We start from the raw sequence: 14583 nt of genomic DNA, 5'->3' as shown, positions 1-14583 counted from the left end.
GAAACGGAGGAAAACGAGGTCACCTCTTCGCCTTGAACCTCTCCTGGAACTCGTAGAGCTGGGCTATGCGCTCGATCGTGTCCGCCTCCTCGGGACTCTTGTCCTCCCTCAGGGCCACGTAGCGTGGGAACCTCAGCGCAAAGCCGCTCTCGTACTTCGGGCTCTTCTGTATCTCCTGGTAGGTGACCTGAATAACGACCTTCGGCTCTATCTCGACGTACTTGCCCTCCTCGCGGACTATGAGGGGCTTGAGCATCCTGGTGAACTCGGCAAGGTCTTCATCGGTGAAGCCGCTCCCGACCTTTCCGACCGGGACGAACTCGCCGCTGTGCGGGTCGAAGGCCGCGACCAGGAAGGAGCCGAGGAGGTGTGCACGCCTTCCCTCGCCCCATTCGGCGCCGATTATGACGAGGTCGAGGTCCTCCATCGTGGGCTTTATCTTGAGCCACTTCTTGCCCCTGTTTCCGGGCTCGTAAACCGAATCCAGGCGCTTCGCCATCAGCCCCTCGTGGCCGAGCTCAAGGGCGCGCTGGTAGAACTCCTCAGCCTCGTCGGCGCTGGTGGTTACCAGCTGTTCAGCCAGCCTTATCCGCTCATTCTGGGAGATTATCTCTTCCAGCTTCTTCCTGCGCTCGGAGAAGGGCGTGTCTATCATCCCATCGCCGTCAACGTAGAGGACGTCGAAGAGGTTCAGCTCAAGGGGGATCTTCTCCACCATCTCCTCGATGTTGTACTTCCTCCTGAAGCGCCTCAGCACGTACTGGAAGGGCCTGGGCTTCCCACCCTCGCCGACGGCAACGAGTTCACCCTCCACGATGGCCTTCTCGGGCTTTACGCTCTCCAGGACGGCATCAACGACCTCCGGGATGGACCTCGTCACGTTCTCCAGCCTGCGGGAGTATATAACAACCCTATCGCCGTCTTTGTGAACCTGAACGCGCGCTCCATCGTACTTTACCTCAAACGCGGCCTTTCCGCCCATCTCTACCAAAGCTTCCTTCACGTTGGCCGCGTTCTGGGCGAGCATCGGCCTTATGGGCTTGCCCACCTGGATTCTGACCTTTGAGAGGCCCTCGTTGCCCTCGAGCTTGGCCACCCTCGCGACGTAGCCGAAGTCGCTCGTGAGCATGTAGGCCCTCTCGACGAGCTCGGCCTTGACGCCGAATGCGCTCGCTATGGCGTCCCTCATGAGTCCCTCCGCAACACCGGTGCGCATGGTTCCGAGAACCGTCCTGGCGAGATACTTGCCCTCCTCCGGCTGGGCGTCCATGAAGAGGTTGGCGAGGTACTTCAGCTTCCTGTCCTGGCTTCCCTGCCCGCTGGCCTCGGCTATCTTCATGAAGGTGTCGTAAACGCGCTTTATGGTCAGCGGCTGGGAGAAGAAGCTCTTCTGTTTTTTCTTCTTCAGGGCCAGGGCAACGCTCTCACCGAGGTCGCCGGTGTCCCTCACGGAGTTCTCTATCTCCCGCTCGGGAACGCCGGTGGCCATGGAAACGGCCTTTATGAGGAGCTTCTCACCGACTCCAAGCTCTCTCTCGTCCCAGTCAGGAAAGACCTTTCCCAGAATGAGATAGGGGATTATGTCGAGGAGTTCATCGGGTGCCTTCTTGAGAAAATCGGAGACGAATTTGGTCTTCAGGGTTTTGAGGGTCGTTTTTTCCAGGCGTCTGTAAAGGTCGGCCAGTTCGGCGTATTTCATCTTCACCACCTGGACAGGTTAGGAAGAAGGGAGATAAAAGGGTATTGGGTTAGTGTTAAATATCTAAAAAGCGTATGACGAACCATGAAGGGAGAGGAGATAACAAGAGAGCTAGCAGTCGCTGAGGAGGAGCTTTCATCAGCCCAAATTCTCTATGAGCACGGAAAGTACCGGGACGCCATAAGCAGGGCATACTACTCAATGTTCCACTCCGCGAGAGCCCTCCTGTTAATTAAGGGTATAACCCCAAAGAAGCACTCAGGAACCCTCTCGATGCTTGGGATGAGCTACATCAAGGAAGGACTACTGGACGAATACTATGGAAAGGCTCTCACAAAGGCGTTTCAGATGAGAAGTCAAGCCGACTACAACGTTATGTACACCCCGTCCAGAGAGGAAGCCGAAGAAATCCTCGATTTAGCTCTAGAGTTCCTTGAAAAAGCCCAGGAGCTGGTGTCAGGATGGATTCGAGGAGAAGAGCGTTAGAGGAATTTCTGGGTTTCCTAAGGGAAAACTTTGAAGGACGCATTGAGGGAGTCTACCTTTTCGGCTCCTATGCGAGGGGGGACTACACCGAAGAGAGCGACGTTGACCTGCTCGTAGTCGGAGACGTGTCCCTGGATGAGCTGATAGATGGGATCTTTGAAGTATTGATGAAACACGGAGTAGTTCTCAACGTTATCGTGGAAAAACGGGAGGAGTTTGAGCGGTGGAGAGAAACCTCGTTCCACCGCACCGTTCTAAACGAGGGAATAAGGGTTTACTAACCAACCCACCTGCCAACCTTCGGCCTGCCCTCGTGGATTCCGGTCACGTCGTAGGGCAGGTTGAGGTCGGAGAGGAGGTTTATGGTGTTCTCCACCTCGTCCTCCCTGAGAAGGGCGAAGAGACCCCTTCCAAGCATTATCATGGAGCTGGGGGTGGAAATAACCTTGTCCAGTTCCCTCGCCAGCTCAAGGAGTTCACCGCTAAGGAGGCCGGTCTTCTCCGCGAATTCCCTCGCTAGAACCATCATCCTTTCCGGACTCGGTTCCTGGAGGAGCTTCTCAAGTGCCTCCCTCCCCTCGCGCTCTATGGCCTTCACGACGTCTCCGTCCAGAACTTCCCGGGTTGAGAGCCTGCCCAGGGGGACGACGAGAACGCGGTAGTCCTCGAAGAACAGGTTGTCGACAACCCCGATTCCCGGGCCGCCTGCCTTAACGCGAACCTCTATCCCGCCGGCCAGCTGGCCCACAACGTCCCCAAGGCCGCCCCTGTTGAGGACCTCGTGTTTGTGCGCTATCTGGGCAGCTTTAAGCCACGTTCCACCGAAGGCGTAGCTCAGGGCCAACGCCGTCCCCAGGGCACCGCCGGCACTGTTGCCGAAGCCGTGGCCGTTCGGGAAGTCGAAGTACTGCCAGATTTCAACCTCACCCAAGAAGTCGTCCGGAATTATCTCATCCGCAACGGAGTAGCTTATGATTGCCTTTTCCCTCCCAACTGGTTCGCCGTTGAAGGCGACGTGTATGTGCCTCTCCAGGGTGCTGGTTTCTATGCTCGCGAAGACGTTGACACCCTTGCTGAGGTTGACCCCCGCACCAAGGGAGCCTGCCCTGAGAGAATCATCGTGAAAGCGCGGGACGAAGAAAGCCGTTATGTGAGCGGGAACGAAAGCCCTCACCAGCATGTTCTCACCTCCTAGAAGAGTGCGTCTTTTGCCTTTTAAAACTGGCGAGAAAAGGGAAAGAAGGAAAGCTCATTCTTCAACCACGTAGATCGGCACCTTGCCGTGGGGTATGCCGTACTTCTTGCCGTACCACTCGCTGAGGACGTACCAAGCAACAACCAAGAGCACTAGGCCAAGCGGAAGGAGTATCGCCCAGCTCCTGATACCGAGGCCAAAGAGGACATAGAGCACCGCACCTATCGACGCGACGGTGAATGCGTAGGGTATCTGCGTGGTAACGTGATCTATGTGGTCAGAACCGCTGAACATCGAACTCATGATGGTCGTATCGCTGATCGGGGAGCAGTGGTCACCGAAGATCGAGCCGGTGAAGGTGGCTCCGATTGTGGCGAAGACTATCTCATTGACCTGGCCGTTGGTGAAGGCGAGGCTGAGCTGGACACCGAGCGGGACCATGATGGCGAAGGTTCCCCAGCTGGTTCCGGTGGTGAAGGCCACGAACATCGCAGCAAGGAACATTATGAGCGGCATCCAGGGACCGAGGTTGGCTCCAGAGCCGGTGGCAAGGTCGATTATGTAGGTACCGGTTCCAACTGCATCTGCGGCGGTACCGAGGCTCCAGGCGAGGACAAGGATGGTGTTGGCGAAGAGCATCTGCTTCATTCCCCTGACGACGGTGTCCTCCCACTCCTCGATGCCCATCTTCTTCCTGCCGAGGAGCATTATGCTGGCGACGAGGACCATTGTAAAGCTTCCCCACAGCAGGGCGGTCGCAGCGTCGGCCTCACGGAAGGACTCGATGAAGCTGTAGTTGAGGAAGTTGACGCTGAATGGGTTCTCAAGCTCGGTCCACCATCCGAGGTCCTGGCTGTAGGCTTCAAGGTTCGCCGCACCCGTGTACCACAGGCCTATCATTGAAACGAAGACCAAGACGAGGATCGGTATCACGAAGTCCCAGAGGTTGCCTCCCTCTTTGGGCGTGCCGAGGTCGACCTCCGTGGTCATGAGCGGCTTGGCGCCGTCGCGGAGAACTTTGCCCTCAGTCCTAGCGCGCATCTCAGCCTTGAGCATGGTTCCGTAGTGCCTGTGGGTGTATGCAACTATCAGGACCAGAATTATCGCGAGTATCGAGTAGAACCTGAAGGGAACGCTGGAGAGCCAAGCGTCGTAGGAGTTGTAAGTGATCCCAAAGTTTTCGAATCCCGAGCCGATCATGGCCAACTCATAGCCTATCCACGTTGAGATTAAGGCCAGACCTGCCACAGGGGCAGCGGTTGAGTCGTCTATGTAGGCCAGCATCTCACGGGAAACGCGGGTCCTGTCGGTGATTGGCCTCATGGTGTTTCCGACTATGATGGTGTTGGTGTAGTCATCGAAGAACACAAGGACGCCCATTAACCATCCCAGAACCGATGCACCCCTGCTTGTCTTCACCCTCTTTGAAAGCGCCCTCGCCAGGGCATGGACTCCGCCCGACTTGTATATCAAACCGACGCCCGCACCGATGAGGAAGTCGAAGATGAGTATCCTCGCGTTCCAGTCATCGGTGACGCTGCCCACTATCCACTCCAGGGTCTGGGTCGTTCCGGTCACAGGATTCCAGCCTGCAATCATCAAGCCACCAATCCAAACACCTGCGAACAGCGCCAAGACGACCCTCTTCGTCCATATCGCCAGGATAATAGCCACCAGGGGCGGCAGCAGAGACAGTATCCCAAAGTCCGACACAGTTTCACCTCCAACGGGTTTCAAACCCATAAATATCGGAGATATATAAATTTTCCTGGAATATTTTTGGCATATCGTCAGCTCTCCGAAAATACTGCTGAACTGCCATGCATATCCGTGATATTGTATGATCACTTCAGTTAACATTCCTGTTGCCCTGCATTAGGAGATACTTTCAAGTACATTAATGCGCACCACCACCATAAAAACCTTTCCCAGAAAATGCTTCATGGAAATCCGCAGGGACCTTAACAAAAGCCAGATGTTTCCGGTTCACTCGGAATAGTAATTGAAAGGTGAAGAAAGGTTCATAATGAGGAGCCGATGAGCTCCCTGAGCCTGAGGAAGTCCTGTCTAAGCTCCTCTTTTATGGGCGGCCGGTAGAGTGCGGCGGCCGGGTGATACATCGGCATTATGATTATCTTCCCGAAGAGCGTGTGCGCCTCGAAGGTTTTTCCGTGTATCTTGCTTATGGGCTCGGGGTCAAAGCCAAACTTCTCCAGGATGTACCTCATGGAGTGCCTTCCCAGGGGAACTATGACCTTCGGCCTGATTATGTCTATCTGCCTGTCGAGGTAGGGGGAGCAGGCCTTTATCTCGTCCTCCAGCGGGTCGCGGTTCTCGGGCGGGCGGCACTTGACTATGTTGGTTATGTAGACCTCTTCCCTGGTGAGGCCTATCTCGGCCAGGAGCTCGTCGAGTACCTTTCCGGCCCTCCCGACGAATGGCAGCCCCTTCTGGTCCTCCCAGTAGCCCGGCGCTTCCCCGACGAACATCACTTTGGCGTCGTAGCTCCCGGAACCGGGAACGGCGTTGGTTCTAAGGCCTCCAAGCGGGCATTTCTGGCAGTTCCTTATGCGCTCCTCAAGCTTCCTCATGAGTTCTTCCTTCCCCATGGGAGCACCTCATGAGAGCGTCTTCTGGGAGAGGTAGGCCTTGAGGAACTCGACCCAGGCGGTGTAGTAGCCCTTCTCGTACTCGTCCCTGAACTCGTGCTCGAGTATCCCCTGGAAGTGCTCGAGGAGCTTCTCCGCCTTCTCCCTGTCGTGCTCGCTGATGAGCTGGACTATGAGGGCGTTGGGGTCGTTGTCCTTTATGGCGCTCATGAAGCCGTTTATGGCCTTGCCGTAGCCCCTGCCCCACTCGTCGGAGCCGGCCATCTTCTGGAGCTTCTCCAGGTGCGCCTTGGCCCGGGAAAAGTCCCTCTTCAGCAGGGCCCTCAGGAACATCTCCATCCTCATCTCTCTCGCAGGCATTCTACCACCTCTCCAAGGATAGCACTGCCGGCTTTTAACGGTTTTCCAAGGATCGGGCGGTTCCGCGGGCTACCCATATATGTCCCATACCTATGCAGGAAAATTTGCATATTTACGCAAAAGCTTTTATACCCTCCGATTGGATGAATAAGCAGACATAGCAAAGTCAAACACAGGGGTGAAACCCATGGCTGAAAGTGTTGGTGAAGTCCCAAGCGGCGAAAAAGAGTTCGCCGAATCAACCCGCAGAATAAGGGATATCATCGAATTCCCCGAGATAAATGAGGAAGAGTTTGAGCGCATGCTCAAGAAGGCAAGCAGGGTTTATGGTGGCCCGTTGCCCCACAGGACGTATTCCCTCTGCCCAGAGACGAGGCGTGTCGTTCCAGCCCTCGTTTGGGAGAACGATGGGAAGGTTTGGATAACCAAGCGCTGTCCCGAAGGTATGATAACCGACGTTTATTACGAGAGCGTTGATCAGTACTACCGCTTCCAGAGGTGGAAGTACGATTTCAAGCTTATGAGCACGAACGTCGAGAACACCGGTGTCAACTGCCCCCTTGACTGTGGAATGTGTTCCAGACACCGCTCGCATACGAATCTACTCAACATCGTCCTGACCAACCGCTGCAACCTGAGCTGCTGGTACTGCTTCTTCTACGCCAAGGAGGGCCAGCCGATTTACGAGCCAACCTTAGAGCAGATACGCATGATGCTCCGCAACGCCAAGAAGGAGTACCCGATTGGAACCAACGCCGTCCAGTTCACGGGCGGTGAGCCGACCCTCCGCGACGACCTGATTGAGATTATCAAAATCGCGAAGGAAGAGGGCTACGACCACGTCCAGCTCAACACCGACGGAATAAAGCTCGCCTTTGAACCTGAACTCGTGGAGAAAATCCGCGAGGCCGGAACCAACACCCTCTACCTGAGCTACGACGGCATGACTCCCCAGAGCAACTGGAAGAACCACTGGGAGATTCCGCTCATCTTCGAGAACGTCAGGAAGGCCGGCGGTCCGGGCATAGTCCTCGTGCCGACCACGATAAGGAACGTCAACGACCACGAGCTCGGCGCGATTATAAACTTTGGTCTCAACCACCTCGACATCGTTCGCGGTGTGAACTTCCAGCCCATCTCACAGGTCGGCAGGGTTCCCAAGAAGGAGCGCCAGCGCTTTAGGATAACGATTCCGGGAGCGATAAAGCGCATAGAGGAGCAGACCAACGGAGTCATTGCCAAAGACGACTGGTACCCGATACCCATAGCGGGGCACATAGCACGCTTCTTCGAAGCATTCACGGGTTCACGCTATTACATGACCAGCCACTTCGCCTGCGGTGCGGCAACTTACGTCTTCCTTGACAGGACCAACAAGCGTGTCGTTCCGATTCCGCGCTTCATCGACGTTGAGGGCTTCGTCGAGTACCTCGAGGAGAAGGCCGAGGAGATAGAGCAGTGGAAGACGCTTGGAAGGCTCAAGAAGCTCAAGCTTGGTGCTGAAATATTCATGAAGTTCCGCTCGTTCTACGACGAGAAGTATGCCCCGAAGGATCTTAAGGTTCTTGAACTCATAAAGAACGCATTCATGTACGGCAACTACGATGCCCTCGGAAAGTTCCACCAGAACGCGCTCTTCCTCGGAATGATGCACTTCATGGACGAGTACAACTACGACGTCGAGAGGGTTGAGCGCTGCGTCATCCACTACGCCATGCCGGACGGAAGGATAGTGCCCTTCTGTACATTCAACGTGATTCCGGAGCTCTACAGGGACAAGGTGCAGGCCCAGTTCAGCTACACCTGGGAGGAGTGGAAGGCAATGCACCCCGACTGGGACTACATGAAGGACAAATACATCAGGACGAAGGAGTTCGTTGAGCAGATGAAGAACAGCGAGCTTTACAGGAAGACCTACATCGACATAGAGGACTACTTCGGAGTCACGGAAAGCAGGAAGTGAGGTGGTGGAGATGAGCGGGAGGATTTACAACAAGAACCTCACCCGGATCGACCTCAGGTTCGGCAGGATAACCCCCGACGAGGCCCGCGCCAGGCAGTACGAGCTCCTCAAGGACGGACGGGTATGGAGGGCCTTCATCAACGGCTACGCCCGGAGCGGCTTCGTGGTCTTCGACGAGGAGACCATCTCAAAGGACGAAGTGCTTGAAAAGCTGAGGGACTTCGAGCCAGAGATAACCGCCATCAAGAGGCTCACCGTGGAGGAGCTCGTCGAGTCCAGCTACTCATGGAACAACGTGATGGGGAGGGCATGAAGCCCTCTATTCTAATTTTAAAAAAAGAGGTGGAACTCAGATCAGTTCTATCCTGGCCCTTCCTTTCATATCCCCTTTCTCCAGCTCGAAGCCCACGATGCCGCTGAACGAACTCAGGTCAAGGATGTTCTTGCCGGCCCTGACGTCGAAGGTTTCGGCAACGGCCTCTCCCCCGGGGAGCGAGAGGTCGTACTCGTAGACCGTCAGCCTGTTGTCGTTGCTCAGGTAGAGAACCACCCTCGGCTCGCGGTAGCCATCCAGGGGGATTCCGCCGAAGGTTCCCGCGCCAAGGCCCTTTGCGGCACTCGGAAGCGCGAGCGGGAGGGAAAAGCTCACCGCCGGCGGCCTCTCCTGAATTATCCTCTCGTCGAGAACCACAATGTCCCGGGTCCCCGTGTCGAAGGGCGTCGCCTCGGTCGCGCCCGTGTTGGGGGCGGTGTTGGTGGCAACGAGGAGCTTCCCGTTCATCTTCTCGATGCTCGTAACCCTGGCGCCGAATGCCCCGACTATCCTGACCATCGGCGGGGCGATGTAGAGAAGAACGCTCGGCCCGACGACGGTGTTGGTGGCGGCCCACTCGATTCCGGCATCCTGGGAGCCCGGCCTGTAAACCGCGTCGTGGTGCGCGTTGAATGCCGTCAGAATGCCACCACCGACGTTTATCGCGTTCACCCTGAATGGAGCGTAGAAGGTGTAGAAGTCGAAGAGCCTGAAGAACCTGAACTCCTCCCCCATGAAGGGATTTCCTGCCAGAACACCGCCCCTGACGAAGGCGAAGGCCCTGTTGTACGCCGAGGCCATGGCCCCGAGCTCGGGCCTTATGTACGGCCGCCCGTCGGTGCTTCCGCCGGGCTTGAAGGTCTCCCATCTCCCCTCCACAAGGTCGAGGGCCCTGAACTCCCTCAGACCGCCGGTGAAGTTGTTCCCAACGCCAAAAAAGGCGGCATCGTGAACCGTGGTTCCCTTGGGGGCCGGCTCGTGAATCAGCGCCTCGGCCTTCCCGGTTCTCCTGTCGAGGGCGTAGACGCCAAGGTTTGCGTGCCCGTCCTCCCTGGCGAGGAGAAGCCTGTCGCCGTACGGGTCGTAGAGTATATCGCTCACCTCTCCGGCCCAGTCCGTTTCATGGTGAATCGAATCCTTCCAGAGGAGCTTTACCGTTCCCTCCTCGGTGTCGTAGACGTGGACGTGGGAGTACTTGTTGTGGAAGAGTATCCTCCCCTCCTCCCTGTAAACGGCCGGGGCATGAACCCAGCCGCCGAAGTAGATGAACTCGTCAACGGTCTCGACCGCGTTGTAGGTGTCGCCGCCGCTCGTCGGGGCGTCTCCGAGGAGGGTGAAGTCATAAACCTTTTCCTCGCCGCCCTTCACGTCGATGAAGTGCGCCTCAGCCTCAAAGGCGAGGGTGAAGTAGAGCGTCCCGTTGTGGTATTTCAGCCCGAATATTCCCCCGCTGCCCCACTCTGGACCGTAGCGACCCGGAAAACGGTAGTTCCTCATGAGCATGATATCACCGATGGTGTTACGCGATAGGGGCTTATTGGCCTTTCGCATCACCCGGGACGCTTTTATATGGATACATCCTAGAATGAAGCATGAGGCCCTACCGCGGACTGGCGATAATATTCGGCTTCTACGCGCTGGGTGAATTCACGAGCTTTGCCCTCAACCTGACGATTCCGGGGAGCGTTCTGGGAATGCTCTTTCTCCTGGGTTCCCTGCTCGCGGGCCTCATCAAACTGGAGTGGGTGGAGGGCGAGGCCGAGCTGTTCGTCAGGAACATGAGCGTCATGTTCATCCCTCCCGGCGTCGGGATAGTGACCTACCTCGGCCTGATAAAGAGCCAGGTGATACCGATATTCGTCGCCCTGGTTCTGAGCTTCCTGATTACGCTTGTCGTAACGGCGAAGACCGTCGAGTTCCTCAGGAGGGGTGAGGAATGAACCCGCTCGGGATAACTCTCACCCTCGTTATCTTCTACCTGTTCTCGGAGCTCCACTCCAGAAAGAGAGCTTTCTACACGAACCCGGTTCTCCTATCCATAATCACGATAGCGGCGGTTCTCAAGTGGTTCGGAATCCCCTACGGGAGCTACATGGATAGCGCGGTTATACTCAAGTTCATTCTCGGGCCGGCGGTGGTGAGCCTGGCCGTTCCGGTTTACAAGGGCAGGGAGACCATAAAGGCCTACGCGAGGGAGATAGCGCTCGGAGTAGCCGTCGGTGGGACGGTTGCAATCCTGAGCGCGTTCTACATCGCCAAACTCCTGGGCGGTAGCGAGGAAGTTCTCCTGAGCATAGCCCCGAAGAGCGTTACCACCGCCATAGCGATCGGCATAAGCGAGAAGATAGGCGGCATTCCAGCCTTAACCGCGGTTCTCGTGATACTCACGGGGCTCCTCGGCAACGCCTTCGCCCCGGAGCTGCTCGGCCTTATCAAGGTTAGGGACAGAATAGCCAGAGGTTTGGCGACGGGTGTGAGCTCCCACGGCCTCGGAACCGCGAGGATAATACTGGACGATGAGCTCGCGGGGGCGGTGAGCGGTTTGGCAATGGCCCTGAACGGCGTCTTCACGTCACTCCTGCTTCCCTACCTTATCGAAGTCCTCAAGTAGGCACTCGCTTATCCTGAGCCTGTCCTTGGCGTCAAGGAAGAGCGGGAAGTCGCGCTTCGCTATCCTGTCGCTTATCGGGGCGTGCTCCACGAGGAAGGCGATTATCTCCGCCGTGCTGTACGGCACCTTTACCTTCAGCTCGTCGGCCTTCAGGAAGAGCCTCTCCGGGACGTTGAAGATGTCCTCCCCCTTCCTCACGTCGACGCTTATCTTGGAGTTTATCTGCTCCCAGATCAGGAGGGTGTTTCTGGCCTTCTCGATCTTGTCAAGGGCGCGCCTCTCAAGGATGCTTATGTTGGCCCGGCTCGTTCCGAGCATCTCGGCTATCTCGCTCTGTTTGAGGCCCCTGGCGCGGAGCCTGAGAATTTTAATCTGCTGCTCGGTTAGAAAGCTCCCCTTCCCCATTTTAAACACCAGAGTTTAACAACACGCCAAAGGTTAAAAGTTTTTCTCGATGCCCCCTCGCACAGGATACGTTGAATACGCCAAAGACTACCCCTCAGAATCATGCAACCGGGAGAACGTCGCAGTTCAGAACTTTCAGAACAGAGGAAGGTTTCTGGTGGTCCCGCGGCCCGGATTTGAACCGGGGACCTGCGGATCTACAGTCCGCCGCCGCTCCCAGGCTAGGCTACCGCGGGACCTCTGCCCGTTCCATAGTGCCCCGGGTAGGTTTATAAATTTTTCTCCTGATTTAGTGGGGGTGGGAGCATGAAGCTGTACGAACCGGTCACGCTCGCGATGCCCCTCGCGAAGAGGATCGGCGAGCTTATACTGGAGAAGGGCCGTCTTCCAGAGGGAGACGAAATCAGGGAGGTCATGAGGGAGTTCGGCCTCGAGGAGAGCTGCCTCGACAGGGGGATGGCTGTATACAGGACAAAGTTCCTGGTCACCCTCGCGTTCCCGCGCGGAGAGAACGTCGTCATCGATGTCATATCATCCAGTGGGGAGCTGAGCGACGCCCTCGAGGTCATAGCGTACAGGGACAGGGAGCTGGGTGCCTTCGTCGTGGAGATACTGCCCGCCAACGACCTCGAGTACGAGGGCAACATCGGGATAGAACCGATAATCATAGACGAGAAGACCCTCGAGCCGGAGAGCAACCCCGTTCTCGGTCACTTCGAGGAGGATAAGGAGGGGCTCTTCCTCGTCATAGACCGCGAGACCTACGAGCGCTGGAAGAGCGAGGGCGACCCCCACACCTGCCCGATATGCGGCGGAGAGCTCGCCTGGAAGGGGGAGAAAGCCTACTGCCGGGACTGCGGCTACGGAGTGAGGGTAAAAGGTTAAGTACCAAGAGAAGAAGAACCATTCCCAGGGGAAGTGCGATGATAGTAAAGTTTGACGTGTATTTCGATGGGGAGTACTGGTGTGCCAAGGGGATTAACGAGGACATTTTCACTCAGGGGAAAACCCTAGATGAGCTGATGGAGAACCTCCAGGAGGCTGTAGAGCTTCATTTCGAGGAGGATATCGAGAGAGGGGAGAAGATAATTGTCATGACACTCTCGGAGTTTGAGGTGTCCAGAGTTGAGCAAACTGCCAGTGGTTAGCGGAGAGAAGTTGATAAAACTTCTCAAAAGGCTTGGATATACCGTTGTAAGACAGCGTGGAAGCCACGTCAGACTTGAGAAAAGAACTCCGCTGGGAACACATAAGATAACGGTTCCGTATCATGAGGAAATAGCCAAGGGAACCCTCAACGACATCCTCAACAAAGTTTCTCTCTGGAACGGAATTCCCCGTGAGGAATTGATTGAAATTCTCAAAAAGCTTTGAGGTGAAACCATGAGCCGGACAATCAAAACCCAGCTGGTGAAGTACTCCAGGCTGGCCCACGAGAGGGGACTCACGGCCGCCTTCGGCGGAAACCTGAGCATCAGGAGGGGAAACCTCGTGTTCATCAAGGCCACCGGAGCCGTCATGGACGACATGACAGCAGAGCAGGTCGCCGTAATCGACATGAGCGGAAGGCAGGTCTCCGGGGTGAGGCCGTCGTCGGAGTACAGGCTCCACCTCGCTGTTTACAGAACGAGGCCCGACGTCAGAGCAATAGCCCATCTGCACCCGCCGTACTCCATCGCCGCCTCGACGCTGGTGGAGGGTGAGCTGCCGATAATAACCCCCGAGGCCGAGATTTACCTGAAGAGAATCCCGATAGCACCTTTCAGGCCCGCCGGGACGGAAGAGCTGGCGGAGGTCACCTCGGAGGCCCTCCAGGACTCGGACGCGGCGATAATGGCCAGGCACGGCATAGTGACCGTGGGGAAGACCCTAAGGGAGGCGTTCTACAAGGCCGAACTCGTTGAGGAGAGCGCGAAGCTCTGGTACATGGGCAGAAAAGTGTGAGCCCCCAGGTCCTTTATTCCTCCAGAAAACGCAGGGAAATGAGCGGGAAAAGAAAAACGCTCACTTGACCTGCTCAAGGGCACCGAGGACTTCCCAGATGATCGTCCTCGTGTGCATCGGCATGTTCGGGTCCTCGCTTATCTCCTCGAGGATCGCTATGGCATCGGCGGCCCTAACGGCCGGCTCCTTGCTCTCGTCCAGGAGGGCCTCGATGGCCTGCTCGGCGGCGCGCCTTATGTTCCGGGGAACAACGGTATCCTGAACGACCTGCTCCTTGAGAACCTGCACGATCTGGCCGATGAGCTCGCTCATTCTATCACCCCCTTTTCTAAAGAATTGTTACTAAAACCTTCCCGGATTATCTTAAGCTTTCCTAACTAAAAAGCTTTTCGGTCAACGTCGAAATCGGGGGAGGAGAAAGGGCCGACTCAGAACTCAACGCCCCTCCTCGCGAGAATCCCCCTCTGGTAGGGATGCTTAACCTCCCTCATCTCCGTTACGTAGTCGGCCAGCTCGAAAAGCTCCTCCGGGCAGTAACGGCCGGTCAGGACGAGTTCGGTGTGCGGGGCTTTGCTCCTGATGAGCGCCTTGACCTCCTCAACGTCGAGCATTTTGAAGCCGAGGGCAACGCAGATTTCGTCGAGGATTACAAGGTCCCATTCACCGCTCGAGACGACCTCCTTCGCGCGCTCCAGCGCTCTCTTTGCAGCTTCTATGTCGTCGGGCTCGGGCTCCCCGTGGACGAACTTGGGCAGGCCGAAGGACTCTATGACCGCGCCGCACTCCGCTATCTTCTTCTGCTCGCCGTAAACGTCCGGCGCCTTCATGAACTGGAGGATTATCACCCTCCCGCCGGAGCCGAGCATCCTAACGGCCAGGCCGAAGGCGGCAGTTGTCTTTCCCTTCCCGTTGCCGGTGTAGATGTGAACAAGACCGAGCTTGTCTTTCCAGGGCATGTGGGTTCACCGAGGTGGATATAATTGCCAGGGGTTTTAAAG

Annotated in this window: 19 protein-coding genes and 1 tRNA gene; 10 read left to right on the top strand and 10 right to left on the bottom strand. The window is 56.6% G+C overall.

Annotated elements, in window-relative coordinates; genetic code table 11:
- Window positions 1-19 precede the first annotated feature (19 nt).
- Window positions 20-1699 carry an ATP-dependent DNA ligase gene (locus GQS_RS07875; RefSeq protein ID WP_014013156.1) on the bottom strand — a complete coding sequence of 560 codons (1680 nt, stop codon included), beginning with the start codon at window positions 1697-1699 and terminating at the stop codon, window positions 20-22.
- A gap of 84 nt (window positions 1700-1783) precedes the next feature.
- On the opposite strand from GQS_RS07875, the gene GQS_RS07870 reads away from it, so the two are divergent.
- Window positions 1784-2185 carry a HEPN domain-containing protein gene (locus tag GQS_RS07870; RefSeq protein WP_014013155.1) on the top strand — a complete coding sequence of 134 codons (402 nt, stop codon included), beginning with the start codon at window positions 1784-1786 and terminating at the stop codon, window positions 2183-2185.
- Window positions 2161-2466 carry a nucleotidyltransferase domain-containing protein gene (locus GQS_RS07865; RefSeq protein ID WP_014013154.1) on the top strand — a complete coding sequence of 102 codons (306 nt, stop codon included), beginning with the start codon at window positions 2161-2163 and terminating at the stop codon, window positions 2464-2466. Before GQS_RS07870 ends, GQS_RS07865 begins: the two co-directional genes overlap by 25 nt.
- On the opposite strand, the gene GQS_RS07860 is transcribed toward GQS_RS07865, so the two are convergent.
- The 4 genes from GQS_RS07860 to GQS_RS07845 form a co-directional block, all read right to left on the bottom strand.
- Window positions 2463-3365 carry a pantoate kinase gene (locus GQS_RS07860; RefSeq protein ID WP_014013153.1) on the bottom strand — a complete coding sequence of 301 codons (903 nt, stop codon included), beginning with the start codon at window positions 3363-3365 and terminating at the stop codon, window positions 2463-2465. The genes GQS_RS07865 and GQS_RS07860 overlap by 4 nt on opposite strands.
- A gap of 69 nt (window positions 3366-3434) precedes the next feature.
- Complete coding sequence (locus GQS_RS07855; RefSeq protein WP_048056553.1) at window positions 3435-5093, bottom strand: Na+/H+ antiporter NhaC family protein; 1659 nt, start codon at window positions 5091-5093, stop codon at window positions 3435-3437.
- A 308-nt stretch (window positions 5094-5401) separates the two neighbouring features.
- Window positions 5402-5989 carry a type-4 uracil-DNA glycosylase gene (gene udg / locus GQS_RS07850; RefSeq protein WP_014013150.1) on the bottom strand — a complete coding sequence of 196 codons (588 nt, stop codon included), beginning with the start codon at window positions 5987-5989 and terminating at the stop codon, window positions 5402-5404.
- Between the two features lie 9 nt (window positions 5990-5998).
- Window positions 5999-6349, bottom strand: coding sequence for a hypothetical protein (locus tag GQS_RS07845; protein ID WP_014013149.1), 351 nt, complete (start codon window positions 6347-6349; stop codon window positions 5999-6001).
- A gap of 187 nt (window positions 6350-6536) precedes the next feature.
- Here GQS_RS07845 and tes point away from each other — a divergent pair, with 187 nt between their 5' ends.
- Together tes and GQS_RS07835 are read left to right on the top strand one after the other, a co-directional pair.
- Window positions 6537-8312: a tetraether lipid synthase Tes gene (gene tes, locus GQS_RS07840; protein ID WP_014013148.1), complete on the top strand. Its 1776-nt coding sequence runs from the start codon at window positions 6537-6539 to the stop codon at window positions 8310-8312.
- Window positions 8313-8322: 10 nt separating this feature from the next.
- Window positions 8323-8625 carry a DUF3213 domain-containing protein gene (locus GQS_RS07835; protein ID WP_014013147.1) on the top strand — a complete coding sequence of 101 codons (303 nt, stop codon included), beginning with the start codon at window positions 8323-8325 and terminating at the stop codon, window positions 8623-8625.
- Between the two features lie 36 nt (window positions 8626-8661).
- Here the strand turns inward: GQS_RS07835 and GQS_RS07830 are convergent, their stop codons facing one another.
- Window positions 8662-10128 (bottom strand): DUF2139 domain-containing protein, encoded by a 1467-nt coding sequence (locus GQS_RS07830; protein WP_014013146.1) that lies wholly within the window; start codon window positions 10126-10128, stop codon window positions 8662-8664.
- Between the two features lie 89 nt (window positions 10129-10217).
- Here GQS_RS07830 and GQS_RS07825 point away from each other — a divergent pair, with 89 nt between their 5' ends.
- Both GQS_RS07825 and GQS_RS07820 read left to right on the top strand, forming a co-directional pair.
- Window positions 10218-10565, top strand: coding sequence for a CidA/LrgA family protein (locus tag GQS_RS07825; RefSeq protein ID WP_014013145.1), 348 nt, complete (start codon window positions 10218-10220; stop codon window positions 10563-10565).
- The gene (locus GQS_RS07820; RefSeq protein ID WP_014013144.1) at window positions 10562-11236 is read left to right on the top strand and encodes a CidB/LrgB family autolysis modulator; all 675 of its coding nucleotides are present in this window, start codon (window positions 10562-10564) and stop codon (window positions 11234-11236) included. The genes GQS_RS07825 and GQS_RS07820 overlap by 4 nt, the downstream gene beginning before the upstream one ends.
- Here GQS_RS07820 and GQS_RS07815 read toward each other — a convergent pair.
- On the bottom strand, window positions 11198-11641 hold the full coding sequence (locus tag GQS_RS07815; protein ID WP_014013143.1) for a Tfx family DNA-binding protein: 444 nt from the start codon (window positions 11639-11641) through the stop codon (window positions 11198-11200). The two genes, GQS_RS07820 and GQS_RS07815, sit on opposite strands and share 39 nt — an antisense overlap.
- A gap of 158 nt (window positions 11642-11799) precedes the next feature.
- Window positions 11800-11877 (bottom strand) — tRNA-Tyr (locus tag GQS_RS07810).
- Between the two features lie 70 nt (window positions 11878-11947).
- Between GQS_RS07810 and GQS_RS07805 the strand changes: the two genes are divergently transcribed.
- From GQS_RS07805 to GQS_RS07790, 4 genes are read left to right on the top strand one after another with little or no spacing between them, the layout of a single operon-like run.
- Window positions 11948-12526 (top strand): membrane protein, encoded by a 579-nt coding sequence (locus GQS_RS07805; RefSeq protein ID WP_014013142.1) that lies wholly within the window; start codon window positions 11948-11950, stop codon window positions 12524-12526.
- Window positions 12527-12564: 38 nt separating this feature from the next.
- Window positions 12565-12789, top strand: a complete 225-nt coding sequence (locus GQS_RS11070) for a HicB family protein (RefSeq protein ID WP_014013141.1) — start codon at window positions 12565-12567, stop codon at window positions 12787-12789.
- Window positions 12767-13015, top strand: a complete 249-nt coding sequence (locus tag GQS_RS07795) for a type II toxin-antitoxin system HicA family toxin (RefSeq protein ID WP_048056552.1) — start codon at window positions 12767-12769, stop codon at window positions 13013-13015. The genes GQS_RS11070 and GQS_RS07795 overlap by 23 nt, the downstream gene beginning before the upstream one ends.
- A gap of 9 nt (window positions 13016-13024) precedes the next feature.
- A complete protein-coding gene (locus GQS_RS07790; RefSeq protein ID WP_014013139.1) occupies window positions 13025-13585 on the top strand; it encodes an aldolase in 561 nt (186 codons plus the stop codon).
- A 60-nt stretch (window positions 13586-13645) separates the two neighbouring features.
- Here the strand turns inward: GQS_RS07790 and GQS_RS07785 are convergent, their stop codons facing one another.
- Together GQS_RS07785 and cobO are read right to left on the bottom strand one after the other, a co-directional pair.
- Entirely contained in the window at window positions 13646-13897 is a 252-nt protein-coding gene (locus tag GQS_RS07785; protein ID WP_014013138.1) for a UPF0147 family protein, read from the bottom strand.
- A gap of 116 nt (window positions 13898-14013) precedes the next feature.
- Window positions 14014-14541 carry a cob(I)yrinic acid a,c-diamide adenosyltransferase gene (cobO, locus tag GQS_RS07780; protein ID WP_014013137.1) on the bottom strand — a complete coding sequence of 176 codons (528 nt, stop codon included), beginning with the start codon at window positions 14539-14541 and terminating at the stop codon, window positions 14014-14016.
- Between the last annotated feature and the right edge of the window lie 42 nt (window positions 14542-14583).

The organism is Thermococcus sp. 4557, from assembly GCF_000221185.1.
Taxonomy (GTDB): Archaea; Methanobacteriota_B; Thermococci; order Thermococcales; family Thermococcaceae; genus Thermococcus.
The sequence above is the reverse complement of the archived record's forward strand: the minus strand, read 5'-3'. Positions and strand labels throughout refer to the sequence as shown.

What these genes read in the sequence shown, in the direction of transcription:
- GQS_RS07875 (WP_014013156.1), bottom strand. Translation starts at nt 1,699, where the DNA reads ATGAAATACGCCGAACTGGCCGACCTTTACAGACGCCTGGAAAAAACG.
- GQS_RS07870 (WP_014013155.1), top strand. Translation starts at nt 1,784, where the DNA reads ATGAAGGGAGAGGAGATAACAAGAGAGCTAGCAGTCGCTGAGGAGGAG.
- GQS_RS07865 (WP_014013154.1), top strand. Translation starts at nt 2,161, where the DNA reads ATGGATTCGAGGAGAAGAGCGTTAGAGGAATTTCTGGGTTTCCTAAGG.
- GQS_RS07860 (WP_014013153.1), bottom strand. Translation starts at nt 3,365, where the DNA reads ATGCTGGTGAGGGCTTTCGTTCCCGCTCACATAACGGCTTTCTTCGTC.
- udg (WP_014013150.1), bottom strand. Translation starts at nt 5,989, where the DNA reads ATGGGGAAGGAAGAACTCATGAGGAAGCTTGAGGAGCGCATAAGGAAC.
- GQS_RS07845 (WP_014013149.1), bottom strand. Translation starts at nt 6,349, where the DNA reads ATGCCTGCGAGAGAGATGAGGATGGAGATGTTCCTGAGGGCCCTGCTG.
- tes (WP_014013148.1), top strand. Translation starts at nt 6,537, where the DNA reads ATGGCTGAAAGTGTTGGTGAAGTCCCAAGCGGCGAAAAAGAGTTCGCC.
- GQS_RS07835 (WP_014013147.1), top strand. Translation starts at nt 8,323, where the DNA reads ATGAGCGGGAGGATTTACAACAAGAACCTCACCCGGATCGACCTCAGG.
- GQS_RS07830 (WP_014013146.1), bottom strand. Translation starts at nt 10,128, where the DNA reads ATGCTCATGAGGAACTACCGTTTTCCGGGTCGCTACGGTCCAGAGTGG.
- GQS_RS07825 (WP_014013145.1), top strand. Translation starts at nt 10,218, where the DNA reads ATGAGGCCCTACCGCGGACTGGCGATAATATTCGGCTTCTACGCGCTG.
- GQS_RS07820 (WP_014013144.1), top strand. Translation starts at nt 10,562, where the DNA reads ATGAACCCGCTCGGGATAACTCTCACCCTCGTTATCTTCTACCTGTTC.
- GQS_RS07815 (WP_014013143.1), bottom strand. Translation starts at nt 11,641, where the DNA reads ATGGGGAAGGGGAGCTTTCTAACCGAGCAGCAGATTAAAATTCTCAGG.
- GQS_RS07805 (WP_014013142.1), top strand. Translation starts at nt 11,948, where the DNA reads ATGAAGCTGTACGAACCGGTCACGCTCGCGATGCCCCTCGCGAAGAGG.
- GQS_RS11070 (WP_014013141.1), top strand. Translation starts at nt 12,565, where the DNA reads ATGATAGTAAAGTTTGACGTGTATTTCGATGGGGAGTACTGGTGTGCC.
- GQS_RS07790 (WP_014013139.1), top strand. Translation starts at nt 13,025, where the DNA reads ATGAGCCGGACAATCAAAACCCAGCTGGTGAAGTACTCCAGGCTGGCC.
- GQS_RS07785 (WP_014013138.1), bottom strand. Translation starts at nt 13,897, where the DNA reads ATGAGCGAGCTCATCGGCCAGATCGTGCAGGTTCTCAAGGAGCAGGTC.
- cobO (WP_014013137.1), bottom strand. Translation starts at nt 14,541, where the DNA reads ATGCCCTGGAAAGACAAGCTCGGTCTTGTTCACATCTACACCGGCAAC.